This is a genomic window from Actinomadura fulvescens, assembly GCF_039533225.1.
GTDB classification, from domain to species: Bacteria; Actinomycetota; Actinomycetes; order Streptosporangiales; family Streptosporangiaceae; genus Spirillospora; species Spirillospora fulvescens.
Genome location: NZ_BAAATD010000002.1, coordinates 362,305 through 375,413 on the forward strand (window position 1 = coordinate 362,305; position 13,109 = coordinate 375,413).

The following is a 13,109-nucleotide window of genomic DNA, read 5'->3' on the forward strand; positions in this document are numbered from 1 at the left end:
GCGGCCGTGAGCCGGTGAGCGGAGCGAGCCCATGAGCGGGGAGCCGATCGCGATCGTCGGCGTAGGGGCGATCTTCCCCGGTGCCGGGTCGGCGGCGGAGCTGTGGCGCAACATCCGTGCCGGGATCGACGCGATCACCGACGTCCCGGCGCACCGCTGGGACCCGGCGCTGTACTACGACCCGGAGGCGTACGGGCGGCCCCCGGAGAGCGACCGGTTCTACTGCAGGCGCGGCGGGTTCGTGGACGATCTGGCCACGTTCGACCCGGTCCGGTTCGGCATCATGCCCGCCGCGGTGGCGGGCATGGAGCCCGACCAGCTGCTCGCGCTGCGCACCGCGGCCGAGGCGATCGCGGACGCGGGCGGCGACGGGCGGCTGCCGGACCGGACCCGGATCGGGGTCGTCATCGGCCGCGGCGGCTACATCACGCCGGGGGTGGCCCGCTTCGACCAGCGGGTGCGCACCGCGCACCAGCTCACGTCCGTGCTGATGGAGCTGGTCCCCGGTCTCGGCGCCGACCGGCTGGCGCGGATACGGCACGCGTTCTGTGAACGGCTCGGCCCGGACGGCCCGGACGCCTCGGTCGGGCTGGTGCCCAACTTCGCGGCGTCCCGGATCGCCAACCGTTTCGACCTGCGCGGTCCCGCGTACACGCTGGACGCCGCCTGCGCGTCCTCGCTGCTGGCGGTGGAGCACGCCGTCCGGGCGCTGCGTTCGAGGCAGTGCGACGCGATGCTCGCCGGGGCGGTGCACCACGCGCACCACGCGACGGTGTGGAGCGTCTTCAGCCAGCTGCGGGCGCTGAGCCCGACCGAGCGCATCCGCCCGTTCGACCGGTCCGCCGACGGCACGCTGTTGTCGGAGGGCACCGGCGTCGTGCTGCTCAAGCGGCTGTCGGACGCCGAACGCGCGGGCGACCGCGTCCACGCGGTCATCCGCGGCGTCGGCTCGTCCAGCGACGGCCGGGCCGGTGGCATCATGAGCCCGCTCGTGGAAGGCCAGGTGCTCGCCGTGGAGCGCGCCTGGCAGGACGCCGGGCTCGATCCGGCGGCACCTGAGGCGCTCGGCCTGGTCGAGGCGCACGGCACCGCGACCCCGGCGGGCGACGCGGCGGAGCTGGAGACGTTGCGCCGGGTCTTCGGCGCGAGCGGGCCGCCGCTGGCGCTCGGCGCGGTGAAGTCGATGATCGGTCATGCCATGCCCGCGGCGGGCATCGCCGGTCTGATCAAGGCGGCCTGCGCGCTGCGCGACGGCGTGCTGCCGCCGACCCTGCACGTCGAGGAGCCGCATCCGGCGCTCGCGGGCACCCGGCTGCGGCCCGTCCGCGAGTCGGCCACGTGGGAACGGCCGGCCGGGGGCGCGCCGCGCCGTGCCGTCGTCAACGCCTTCGGGTTCGGCGGCACCAACGCCCACGTGATCCTCGAAGAGCCGCCCGAACACGTTCGGCCCGCCGGCCGTGCGCGTGTGCCGGAGCTGCCGCGCATGATCGGCCCGCCGCGTGCCGGGGACGGCGGCTGTGGCACCGGCATAGGCATGGGCACAGGCATAGGCAGCGGCACCGGGGTGCTGCGGCTGGCGGCACGGACGGACGAGGAACTGGCCCGGCTGCTCGACCGGCCGGACGGCGAACTGCTCGCCATCGCGGCGAAGAGCGAGCAGCCCCCGGACCTGCCCTGCCGCCTGGCGATCGTGGAACCGACCGCCCGGCGGCTGGACCTGGCCCGGGCCATCGTGCTGCGGGGCACGCCGTGGCGCGGCCGGAGCGACATCTGGTTCACGCCGCGGCCGCTGCTCGCTGCGGGCGGCAAGACGGCGTTCCTCTTCCCGGGGTTCGAGCCGGCCTTCGAGCCGCGCGTCGACGACGTCGCCGACCACTTCGGGATGGCGCGCCCCGAGCTCACCGGGCGGACCGACCTGCCCGGGCACGCGGCCGACGTCATCGCCGTCGGCCGCTTGCTGGCGGACGCGCTGGGCGAGCTCGGCATCGAGCCGGACGTGGCCGCAGGGCACAGCCTCGGCGAGTGGACCGCGATGATCATCTCGGGCATGTACCCGCCGGGAGCGGCCGAGGCGTACCTGGCGGCCCTGGAGCACGGGACGCTCGACGTGCCGGACGTCGCGTACGCCGCGCTGGGCTGCGGCGCCGACCGTGCCCTGGACGCCATCGGCACGAGGCACGAGGTCGTGGTCAGCCACGACAACTGCCCGCACCAGTCGGTGATCTGCGGGCCGCCGGGCGCCGTGCGCGAGGTGCTGGCGCGGCTCGGCGCCGAGGGAGTGCTGGGCCAGGAGCTGCCGTTCCGGTCCGGGTTCCACACCCCGATGGCCGAGGCCTACCTCGGGTCGGTGCACCGTTCGTTCGAGGTGCTGCCGATCCGGCCGCCGCGCGTGCCGCTGTGGTCGGGCACCACGGTCGCGCCGTTCCCGTCCGGCGTGGACGAGATCCGCGGGCTGGTGGTGCGCCACCTGCTGGAGCCGGTCCGGTTCAGCGAGCTCATCGAGGAGCTGTACGGCGCGGGCGTGCGCGCGTTCGTCCAGGTCGGCCCGGGAAGCCTGACCGGATTCGTGGGCGACCGCCTCGGTGACCGCGACCACCTCGCCATGGCGGCCAACGTTCCCAAACGGACCGGCCTCGCCCAGCTCGAACGCGTGGTCGCGTCGTTGTGGGCGGAGGGCTACGGAACCGCGCCGCAGGACGAGGGCACGCTCGGGCAGGGCTCCGCGCACGGCACTGGGATGCGCCTCGACCTCGGCACTCCGCTCGTCCGGCTGGACGGCGCCGTGCCGCCGCTGAACGTCAGCGCGAGCGTCGGCACGGGCCTCGGCACGGGACTCTTCCCGCCGGGCGCGTCACCGCTGGCCGACGCCGGTCCGGTCATGGCCGAGCTGGACGCGCTGCTCCGGGACGCCACCGAGAGCGCCCAGGTCGTCCTCGACGCGCTGCACACCGGCACCGGACGGCCGCCGGCCGAACCCAGGCCCCGGGTGACCGAGCTGACCACCTCGCGGGTGTTCTCGCTCGAAGCCATGCCGTACCTCATCGACCACTGCGTGATCCCGCAGCCCGCCGACTGGCCGGAGGCGTCGGACCGGTTCCCGGTCGTGCCGCTGACCACGCTGCTCGAAGTGATGGCCGAGGCCGCCCGTGAGCTCTTCCCGGAGCTGGTGGTGATCGGCTTCGAGGACGTACGGGCCGTCCGGTGGGTCATCGCCGACCCGCCGACCACCGCCGACATCGAGGCGGCCCTCGTCGGCCCCGGCGACGTGCCGGACGTCCGGAAGGTGCGGGTGGTCATCAAGGGACACACCGAGGGCACCGCCCTGCTCGCCGCGGGCCACCCGAAACCGCCCCCTCCGGACCGTACGCCGCTCACCGGCGAGGAACCGCCGGTGGTGTCGGCCGAGCGGTTCTACGCCGAGCGCTGGATGTTCCACGGCCCGCTCTACCAGGGCGTCACCGAGATTTCGGCGCTCGCTCGCGACGGCCTGCGCGCCGCCCTGACCTCACTGCCCACGCCGGGCGCGCTCATGGACAGCGCCGGGCACCTGTGCGGCCACTGGATCCAGGTGTACGGGGACAGGGACCAGACCGTCTTCCCGGTCGGCATCGAACGGGTGACCTGGTACGCGCCGCTGCCGCCCGCAGGAGCACGGCTCGACGTCACCGTCTGGAACAGGACGGTCTCCGACACGACGATCAGGTGCGACGCCGAGCTGGTCCGCCCGGACGGCACGGTGTGGGGCCGCGTCGACGGCTGGACCACGCACCGCTTCTTCACCGACGAGCCGGTGTGGCGGATGAGGCTCACGCCCGAGTTCTCGGCGATCGGCGAGCCGCAGTCCGGCGACTGGTGCCTGGCGCGCAGGCGCTGGGACGGCACGGCGTCGCGCGACCTGCTGATGCGCCAGTACCTGTGCGCCGCGGAACGGGTCGAGTACCAGGCCCTCACGCCGCGCGAGCAGGAGCCGTGGCTGCTGGGCCGGATCGCGGCCAAGGACGCCGTGCGGCACTGGCTGTGGGGCAAGGGCCACGGGCCGCTGTTCCCCGCGGAGGTGACCGTACGGGTGGACGGGTCAGGGCGGCCCGAGGCTGCGGGCCCCTTCGACCAGCCGGTGGCGGTGTCGATCGCGCAGACCGCGGAACTGGGGGTGGCGCTCATCCGGCCCGCCGCCGAACCGGCGGGCATCGACATCGCGCGGATCGCCGACAACCCGGCACACGAGTCGCCGGTCGAGTCGGCGGGCGAGTCAGCAGGCGCGTCAGCGGGCGAGTTGGCAGGCGGCTCGGCGGGCATGCCGCAGCGGGACTCGGCTGAGGGCGTCACGCTACGCGAGAGCGAGCTGGCGCTGCTCAAGCGGCTGCCCGGCGATCCCACGACGGAGACCGCGCGGTTGCTGGCGGCGAAGCGCGCGGCGGCGCGCGAGGCCGCCGCCAAGGCCGCCGTGGCCGGCCGGCCCGGCGGCACCGTCCGGCCCCGCGACTTCGTCGTCACCGCGGCCGCCGCCGACCGGCTACTGGTGGCCGCGCCGGACTCGCTGACGGCGGTGGAGACCCGCCTCGTGGACGGACACGTCGTGACCTGGACGGTCAGGTCGCAGAGCAGAGACGCCAAGCAGACATGAACGGGGGCACGAACGTGAGCATGGACATGGGCACCGGCACAGACGTTCTCGCGGAGGTCGTCAGGATGCTGGTCGACGTGGTCGGTGAGGACTTCCTGCTGGAGCTGGAGGTGGGGCCGGACACCACGTTCAACGAGGATCTCGCGCTGGAGAGCATCGAGTTCGTCGTGCTCGCCGAGCGGCTGCGGCGGCACTACGGGGAGCGCGTCGACCTCCCGGCGTTCATCGCGGGAATGGACCTCGACCAGATCATGCGGATGACGGTCGGCGACCTCGTGCGGCACATCGAGTCGCGCCTGCACCCCGCGGGCGTCTGAACGCATGCCCGAGGTGACCGCACGCGGCATCCGGTTCCACGTCCAGACGATGGACCCTCCACCGGCGGACCCGGCGCGGGGCGCGGCGTCCGATCCGCCCGTGGTGGTGTTCGTCCACGGGCTGGTGGTGGACGACCTGTCGAGCTTCTACTACACGCTGGCCGGACCGGTCTCGGCGGCCGGGGCCCGCGCGGTGCTGTACGACCTGCGCGGCCACGGCCGCTCGGAGCGCACCCCGGCCGGCTACAGCGCGGCCGACGCCGTCGCGGACCTCTTCGGCGTCCTGGACGCGCTCGGCCACCGGCGGCCGGTCTACCTGGTCGCCAACAGCTTCGGCGGCGTCGTCGCGCTGAACGCGGCGCTCGCCCGGCCGGAGCGGGTGGCCGGGCTCGTCATGATCGAGTCGTACGGCCCGGCCGAGCGCGCGGGCGAATGGACCGAGAACATGCTCAACACGCTCGGCAAGTCGGCGCTCGTACTGGAGTACGAGCGGCTCGCCGATCAGCTGCTCGCGATCGGCTGGCGGCAGCGCGGCAGGCAGGCGCGGACCGCCGACGCGCTCGTCAACGGCACCAGCCTGCTCGACGACCTGGCCGCCATCGAACCCGTCCGGCCCGCCGACCTGGCCGCCGTGACGTGCCCGGTGCTGGCCGTCTACGGGGAGCACTCGGACATCGTGGACGCCGGAAGGCTGCTCCTGCGTTCCGTACCCGAATGCACGCTCCACATCATGTCCGGTCACGCGCACACCGTGCTCAGAGAAGGGACCGAGCAATTGCTCGCTGTCATGTTGCGCTGGCTCGCCCATCACGCCGGCACGCGCGTTCCGGTCATGGCGATGGCCGGAGGTGCGCTGTGAGGAGGGGGCCGCGCCGGGGACGTTCGGCCGCGTCGCGCCGCGTACAGGTGCCGCCGCTGCTCGGTAAGGAGGCCGTCGGCGGCGACGAAGGGAAACGGGCGGAGCAGGCTCCGCGCCGGTTTCTGTTCGCCGTACCGCCGCTGGCCGGGCACATCAACCCGACCGTCGCGGTGGCGGACGAGCTCGTACGGCGCGGGCACCGCGTCGCCTGGACAGGGCACCCGGGCAGCCTCCAACCGCTCCTGCGCCCGGGTTCGCGTGTCTACGCGGCGGGGAACGAAGCGTTCACGGCACGGCTGGAGGCCGGCCGGCAGGAGTGGCTGGGGTTGCGCGGCCCGGCGGCGTTGAAGTTCCTGTGGGAGCAGTTCCTCGTCCCGCTCGGGCACGCGATGATGCCGGGCGTCGAGACGGCGATCGCCCGGTTCCGCCCGGACGTGGTGGTCTCCGACCAGCAGGTGCTGGCGGCTCCGGTCGCGGCGCGGCTGAGCGGGCTGCCATGGGCGACGTCGGCGACCACGTCCGCCGAGCTCACCCGGCCGCTGGCGGGCATGCCGCTGGTCGAGGAGTGGGTGCGCGACAAGATCGGCGAGTTCCAGCTGGACCACGGCATCGAGGACCTGCTCGACCTGCGGTTCTCCGACCACCTGGTGCTGGTGTTCTCCACGGACGCGCTGATGGGGGACGTCTCGTTCTTCCCGGATCACTTCGCGTTCGTGGGGCCCGCTCTCGGGCGCCCGCCGGGCGGCGACTTCCCCTGGGACTGGCTGGAGACCGGCCGCCGCCCCGCCGTGCTCGTCTCGCTGGGGACGGTCAACGGCCCGGCGGGGGAACGGTTCTTCCAGGTCGCGGCCGAGGCCGTACGAGATCTGGACCTGCAGGCGGTCTTCGTCGCGCCTGCGGGCCTGGTCACGGACCCGCCGCCGAACGTGCTGGTCCGCGAGCACGTGCCGCAGCTCCCGCTCCTGGAGCGGATGTCGGCGGTCGTGTCGCACGGCGGCCACAACACGGTCTGCGAGGCGCTCGCACACGGCCTGCCGCTGGTCGTCGCGCCGATCCGGGACGACCAGCCGGTGATCGCCCGCCAGGTCGAGACGGCCGGCGCCGGGGTGGCGGTCCGGTTCGCCCGGGTGCGGGCGGCGGAACTGCGCGCCGCGCTGGAGGCGGTGCTCACCGACGAGGCCTACCGGATCGCGGCCGGGCGAATCAGGGATTCCTTCACCGCCGCCGGGGGCGCGGCCCAGGCGGCCGAACGTCTGGAGAAGCTCGCGTGATGCTCGTCTCCCTGCTGGTCGCCGCCGGGGTGACCGCCAACGCGGTCCGCCTGCGGCGACGGCTGGGCCCGCTCCGCCGCCTCGACGTCCCCATCGAGAACGACGCGTACAAGCCGGACGACGCGTGCGGGCCGGGCGACGCGTTTAGGGCGGCCGACGCGTACGAGCTGATAACGGCGGAAGGCGCCATCGTCTCGGGACGGCTGCGCCGCGCCGCGTTCGACCACGCCTTCGCACGCGACGTGCAGGTTCTCGACCTGGTCCCGGCCGACCTGCCGGTCGTGCGGGCGCTCGACCTCGCCCAGAACGCCGACCTTCGCCGGTACCGGAACGATCCCGGCGCGCCGGGACGCGGTGCCGGGTTCGCGACGCTCGTCTCCGGCGACGTGCTCGGCCGGGCGGAGGTCCGCGCCGGATCGATGGAGCCCGGCGACTTCGGCGCCGCCACCGCCCGCTTGCGGCGGTACGCGCTGCCGCCGCAGGAAGGCGCCGGTGCGGGCGCGGCCATGGTCGTCGCGCCGTGCCGCACGACGCCCCGGCTGCCGGCGTGCGACGGGCGGCGCGCCTGGCTGCGCGGGCTCGGGATCTCGGTACGACGGCGGATCACCGGCGCGCTGCTGGGGTACGGCGCGGTCGGGCTGGCGCTGGTGGCCGATCTGTGGTGGGGCTTGCTCGCCGTGGCCGCGTACAGCGCGGTGCCCTACGTCGTGTTCATCGGATCGGCGCTCTCGCCCCGCGACCTGCACCGGTCGGCGTTCCTGCGCGTCGTGCGGACACCCTGGCAGTGCTGGAAGACGCTCACGGGCCCGCAGACGGGCTGGGAGCGGCGGGCCGCCGAGCACGCGCGGGAAGAGCGCGAGTGGTTCGGGAACCAGATCGCGCGAGGCGTGGCGCGCTTCCTTGAACCGGTCCGCGACGACTGCCCGTGGTGCGGCTCGCTCGCGTTCCGGAAACTCCTGACCAGCGGCGATGTGCCGCAGGCCAAGCCGGGCACGTTCAGGCTGGAGCGGTGCGGCGACTGCGGCCACGTCTTCCAGAACCCCGCGCTGAATGCGGCGGGGCTGCACTTCTACACCCGCGACGTCCCGGACGGCGCCGGAGGACGGGCTCTGACCGGCCGCAGCAGGATCTACCGGGCACGCGCGAAGCTTGCGGCCGCCCACGTCGAACCTCGGCCGCGTATGTGGCTGGACGTCGGCAGCGGACAGGGACACTTCTGCCGTACGGCTCGCACGGTGCTGCCCGGCACTGAGTTCGACGGGTTGGACACCCGGGGCGGGGCCGAGGAAGGTGTACGGCGCGGCTGGCTGCGCGTGGCCTACCGAGGGCGGTTCACGGAGCTGATGGGAGAGCTGTCCGGGCGGTACGACGTCATCAGCATGCACCGTTACCTCGAACACGCCGCCGACCCGCTCGCCGAGCTGGACGCCGCGGCGAAGGTCCTCGCGCCGGGCGGGCATCTGCTGATCGAGCTGGCCGATCCCGAGTCGTCGCTCGGCATGGTGTGCGGCCGCTGGTGGTCACCGTGGACGCAGCCCCGGCACCGGCACCTGATCCCGATCGGCAACCTGGAGGAGGCGCTGACGGCGCGCGGGCTGCGGATCGTGGCCCGCCGGCGGCGCCGCGCGCATCGGCGGAACGACCTGCGGCTGGCCGTGCTGGGCATGCTCCGGACGTTCGGCCCCGACCCCCGGCGACCCTGGGCACCGGGCCGGCCGACGGCCGCGGCCTGGGCGAGGCGGGGGCTGGCGGCGGCCTTCGCCGGTCCGCTGTTCGGTGTGGCCGTGGTCCTCGACCTGATGGTGCTGCCGCTGGTCCCGGGCACGAGCAACACCTACCGGGTGCTGGCGCGAAAGGACGAAGGGTGATCCAAACCGAGCCCGCCGTCCATCCAGAGGTACGGATCACCGCGCATGTCTTCACTCGGGCCTACGGGACCGCGCCCGGGGGAGTGTGGCGGGCGCCCGGCGGGCTGACGCTGCTGGGCGGGAATCCGGCGTCGCCGGCCGCGCTGGCGGTCGCGCTTCCCTGGGGCGTCGTCGTGGCCCTCGGCGCCACCGATGACGGCTCCGCCGCGTTCTATTCGACGAACCATCACACCGAAAGCTTCTCGACCGGCCCCGGGACGCTGCGGTCGGCGCTCGCCTCGGGCACCGTGCCCGAGTGGGCGCGCACCGCCGCGAGCGCGCTCCTCACGCACGGCCGGCCGGGCACCCGGGTGCTGATCAACCGCGAGCTCCCGGCCGCCATGGGGCTCCTCACGGGCGCCGAGACGGCCTGCGCCGTCGAGCTGGGCCTCCGGGAGCTGTACGCGACGGGCGTACGGCCGTGCGACCGGTCCCCGTGCTACGCCGCCGCGCAGAACGCCCGCCCCAAGCAAGCGCTCCTGGTCTCGGACGGGATCGAGTATCTGCCGTTCGACCTGGCGGCCGTGGGCCTGCGGATCCTCATCATGGACGTCGGCAGCGCGGCGGCGGCGCCCGTGCGCCCGGCGGGGAACCTCGCCGAACGCGCCGCGTCGGCCCTGCGCGCCGGGAACTTCTCCGCGCTCGGTCCGCTGCTCACCGAGGCACACGTACGCGGCGAACCCCTGCTCGACGCGGCCCTCGACGCGGCACGAGACGCGGGCGCGCTCGGCGGCCTGGTCATCGGCCGTTGCGGGGTGGCGCTGGTGCCGATGGCCGCCGTCCCGCGAATCCGGGCGGCCGTCACCGGCAGGCTGGCAGGCCACGCCCGCCGCCCACCGCGCTTCCTGACCGCGGTCGCCGCCGCCCAGAACGCCACCCGCGCCCACTGACCAACCCCCACCACCCCACCGCGCCAACCGCGCGCCGGGCAAACCGGCAGCAGGCCGCCCTGGCGCTAGCCCGGCGCGGTGGTAGGCCTCAGAGTTTGGGGGTGAAGGGGCGGCGGTATTCGGGGTCGTCGGGGAGCTCCTGGCTGCGCAGGGCGGACTCGACGAGCTCGATCGCCGACGCCAAGGCGACCAGGCGGCCGCCCTCGCGGCGGTAGGTCTCCAGGACGGCCTCGATGCCGTGCGGCGGGACCGCCTCGGCGAGCTCGACCCGGGCGGTGCGGAAGCCCTCCCGGGCGGCCTCGACGGAGGCGTTGACGTGATGGCGGGCCATGCGGGCCAGCGCGATCGGATAGCGGCGCAGCACCCCGTAACGGCGATACTCCGGCGGGACGAGCTCGAGCAGCCAGGTCATCGCCGTGTCCTCGAAGCGTTCGGTGCCCGGGGGGTGCACCTGCGCGGGCCAGCCGGGCGGGACGTACGTGCTCACGCGCCTACGATAACCCGATATTCGAACCTATGTTCGATACAGATCGGCCACAAAGCTCTATCCCCGCCGTTCCGGGCCGGTCCTACTCCGGCCGGGAGTCGGACTCGCCGGACGTGCGGCGGATGCGGATCTTGCCCGAGTCGAGGTTGTCGCGGCCGCCCGCGCCCGCCTGGAGCATGTCGTCGGCCTTGCGCAGCTTCTGCTGCTCCTGCTCCTCGATCTTGACCTTCTTGGAGCCCTCGAAGGCCGAGGCCAGATCCTCGAACATGCCGCCGCCGAAACCGGCGCCCGTCTCGCCGTCACCACGGATCGCTCCCATCAGGGACGACTTGCCGGTGCCCTCCTGGGGCCAGTCCACGGGCTCGTGCTCGGCCGGCTTGGGAGCCGTCCCCATGGGGCGGCCCTTGACACGCTTGCGGCGGCGAAAGGGTGACTTCACACACTCTCCAACGCGATGAGTCTCCGAATTGATCCCGTCCGGCCGCTCATTGTGCGAACGACCAGCGGGTGGGAGAACCGCTGAAGTCTCCCTGTTGCAGCCCGAACGCCCATTGTGGCCAGACGGCGACCGTCGCGTTGACGGCGGGGTCCAGGAAGTCCACACGATAGCCGGTGCCGTACTTGGCGTTGACCATGTCGATGAACCGCTGCAGCCGGTCCGGCTCGGTGACGATCTCGGCGCGGCCCTCGACGACCACCGGATTCTCGGCGTCCTCGGTGGCCATCGTGACGTTCGTGTTGGCCCGGATGTTGCCGATCTTGCGGGACGACAGGCTGCTGCTGAACCACAGCGCCTCGCCCGACCAGGCCCCCCACACGGGCATGGTGTGCGGGCGCCCGTCCGGCCACACCGTGCTGAGCCAGAAGTTGCGCGAGGCGTTCAGCCGTTCGACGGCCCACGACCACGGCAGCAGGCCGGTGCCCTCCGTCGGGCCGCTGATTCCGTAACCGGGCATGTACGGACGGCTGATGGTGGGAACCACTCCCGGTACGGCGCCGGAAGCCGGCATGACGATCTCCCCTCGGTCTTGCTCTCCCCTTCCTATCGTTCCAGACGCGGACACGGCCGGTCGCCGTCCGTGACTCGGCTGGGGCGTCGCGGGGCGGTAGCCTGCGGGCGTGCGTCTCTCCGAAGTCATCGCGGTCCTCGAGGAGTTCTACCCCCCGGCCTGGGCCGAGTCATGGGACGCCGTCGGGCTGGTCTGCGGGGACCCGGACCAGGAGGTCGGCCGCGTGCTGTTCGCGGTGGACCCCGTGGCCGCCGTGGTGGACGAGGCCCTGGAATGGGGCGCCGATCTCGTCGTCACCCATCATCCGCTGCTGCTGCGCGGGGTCAGCAGCGTCGCGGCCACGACGCCCAAGGGCCGCCTGATCCACCGGCTGATCACGAACGGGGTGGCGCTCTACACCGCCCACACCAACGCCGACGTGGCCGACCCGGGCGTGTCCGACGCCCTGGCGCGGGCCGTGGGCCTGACCGGACCCCTGCGCCCGATGGTCCCGGCGGCCGACGCCGGGTCGCCCGCCGACCCGATGGGCGAGGCCGTCCCCCGCGCGGGAGGCCGCGGCCTCGGCCGCATCGGCGACCTCGCCGAGCCGATCACGCTGGCCGAGTTCACCGCCCGCGCGGCCGACGGGCTCCCCGCCACGGCGTGGGGCGTGCGCGCCGCGGGCGATCCCGGCCGTACGATCCGTACCGTCGCCGTCTGCGGCGGCGCGGGGGACTCGCTGCTCGGCACCGCCCGCGCGGCGGGCGTCGACGTCTACCTCACCGCCGACCTGCGGCACCATCCCGCGTCGGAGTTCGCCGAGCACGACGGCCCGGCGCTCGTCGACGCGGCGCACTGGGCGACCGAGTGGCCCTGGCTGGCCGATGCCGAACGGCGCCTGCGGGAGGCGGTCGCCGGGGGACCCGGGGAGTCGCCCCGCACGCGGCGGGCACCGGACGTGAAGACCCGGGTGTCCACGCTCGTCACCGACGCGTGGAGCCTGCATTACGAAGGAGCAAAGTGAAAGCCGCACCCGAAGCCCAGCAGCGCCTGATCGACCTGCAGGAGCTCGACACCTCGCTCGACCGGCTGGCGCACCGCCGCCGGACCCTGCCCGAGCTGGCCGACATCGAGCGGCTCGAGGCCCGTCTGACCGAGGTGCGCGACGCCATCGTGGCGGCCGAGACCGAGGTCGGCGACCTGGACCGGGAGCAGAAGAAGGCCGAACAGGACGTCGACCAGGTCCGGACCCGGGCGGACCGCGACCAGAAGCGGCTCGACTCCGGGCAGGTCGGCTCGGCCAAGGACCTGAGCAGCCTGCAGGCGGAGATCGCCTCGCTGCAGCGCCGCCAGTCCGACCTGGAGGAGGTCGTGCTGGAGATCATGGAGCGCCGCGAGGAGGCCGAGGGGAAGGTCTCGGCGCTGCGGGCCGAGCAGACCGCCGCCCAGGAGGAGCTCGCCGCCGCGGGCGCTCGCCGCGACGAGGCGCAGCAGAAGATCGACGAAGAGACCGGCATGACCAGCACGGCCCGTACCGCCGTGGCCAAGGACGTACCGGACGATCTGCTGGCGCTCTACGAGAAGCTGCGCGGGCAGCTGCGCGGGGTGGGCGCCGCCAAGCTCTACCGGGGCGCCTGCCAGGGCTGCCACCTGGCGCTCAACACCGTCGACCTCAACCGGATGCGCGCCGCCGACGCCGACGAGGTCATCCGCTGTGAGGAGTGCCGCCGCATCCTCATCCGTACGCCCGAATCGGGTCTGTAGG

11 protein-coding genes are annotated in these 13,109 nt (G+C 73.9%); 8 read left to right on the forward strand and 3 right to left on the reverse strand.

Annotated elements, in window-relative coordinates:
- Positions 1 to 31: 31 nt before the first annotated feature.
- Genes ABD333_RS08660 through ABD333_RS08685 form a run of 6 tightly spaced genes read left to right on the forward strand, consistent with a single transcriptional unit; the run spans position 32 to position 9,868 of the window.
- Positions 32 to 4,624, forward strand: a complete 4,593-nt coding sequence (locus ABD333_RS08660) for a beta-ketoacyl synthase N-terminal-like domain-containing protein (RefSeq protein WP_344539437.1) — start codon at positions 32 to 34, stop codon at positions 4,622 to 4,624.
- Positions 4,621 to 4,941 carry an acyl carrier protein gene (locus tag ABD333_RS08665; RefSeq protein WP_344539439.1) on the forward strand — a complete coding sequence of 107 codons (321 nt, stop codon included), beginning with the start codon at positions 4,621 to 4,623 and terminating at the stop codon, positions 4,939 to 4,941. Before ABD333_RS08660 ends, ABD333_RS08665 begins: the two co-directional genes overlap by 4 nt.
- Before the next feature lie 4 nt (positions 4,942 to 4,945).
- Entirely contained in the window at positions 4,946 to 5,800 is an 855-nt protein-coding gene (locus ABD333_RS08670) for an alpha/beta fold hydrolase (protein WP_344539441.1), read from the forward strand.
- Positions 5,797 to 7,071, forward strand: a complete 1,275-nt coding sequence (locus ABD333_RS08675; RefSeq protein ID WP_344539442.1) for a glycosyltransferase — start codon at positions 5,797 to 5,799, stop codon at positions 7,069 to 7,071. The genes ABD333_RS08670 and ABD333_RS08675 overlap by 4 nt, the downstream gene beginning before the upstream one ends.
- Positions 7,071 to 8,939: a class I SAM-dependent methyltransferase gene (locus ABD333_RS08680; protein ID WP_344540450.1), complete on the forward strand. Its 1,869-nt coding sequence runs from the start codon at positions 7,071 to 7,073 to the stop codon at positions 8,937 to 8,939. Before ABD333_RS08675 ends, ABD333_RS08680 begins: the two co-directional genes overlap by 1 nt.
- Complete coding sequence (locus tag ABD333_RS08685) at positions 8,936 to 9,868, forward strand: hypothetical protein (RefSeq protein WP_344539444.1); 933 nt, start codon at positions 8,936 to 8,938, stop codon at positions 9,866 to 9,868. The genes ABD333_RS08680 and ABD333_RS08685 overlap by 4 nt, the downstream gene beginning before the upstream one ends.
- Before the next feature lie 88 nt (positions 9,869 to 9,956).
- Here ABD333_RS08685 and ABD333_RS08690 read toward each other — a convergent pair whose 3' ends face one another.
- The 3 genes from ABD333_RS08690 to ABD333_RS08700 form a co-directional block, all read right to left on the reverse strand.
- Positions 9,957 to 10,355, reverse strand: coding sequence for a hypothetical protein (locus tag ABD333_RS08690; RefSeq protein ID WP_344539446.1), 399 nt, complete (start codon positions 10,353 to 10,355; stop codon positions 9,957 to 9,959).
- Positions 10,356 to 10,437: 82 nt separating this feature from the next.
- A complete protein-coding gene (locus ABD333_RS08695) occupies positions 10,438 to 10,794 on the reverse strand; it encodes a DUF6191 domain-containing protein (protein ID WP_344539448.1) in 357 nt (118 codons plus the stop codon).
- A 46-nt stretch (positions 10,795 to 10,840) separates the two neighbouring features.
- Positions 10,841 to 11,365 carry a pyridoxamine 5'-phosphate oxidase family protein gene (locus ABD333_RS08700; protein ID WP_344539449.1) on the reverse strand — a complete coding sequence of 175 codons (525 nt, stop codon included), beginning with the start codon at positions 11,363 to 11,365 and terminating at the stop codon, positions 10,841 to 10,843.
- A gap of 109 nt (positions 11,366 to 11,474) precedes the next feature.
- On the opposite strand from ABD333_RS08700, the gene ABD333_RS08705 reads away from it, so the two are divergent.
- Both ABD333_RS08705 and ABD333_RS08710 read left to right on the forward strand, forming a co-directional pair.
- Positions 11,475 to 12,368 (forward strand): Nif3-like dinuclear metal center hexameric protein, encoded by an 894-nt coding sequence (locus ABD333_RS08705; RefSeq protein ID WP_344539451.1) that lies wholly within the window; start codon positions 11,475 to 11,477, stop codon positions 12,366 to 12,368.
- Positions 12,365 to 13,108 carry a zinc ribbon domain-containing protein gene (locus ABD333_RS08710; RefSeq protein ID WP_344539453.1) on the forward strand — a complete coding sequence of 248 codons (744 nt, stop codon included), beginning with the start codon at positions 12,365 to 12,367 and terminating at the stop codon, positions 13,106 to 13,108. Before ABD333_RS08705 ends, ABD333_RS08710 begins: the two co-directional genes overlap by 4 nt.
- Position 13,109: the final 1 nt, after the last annotated feature.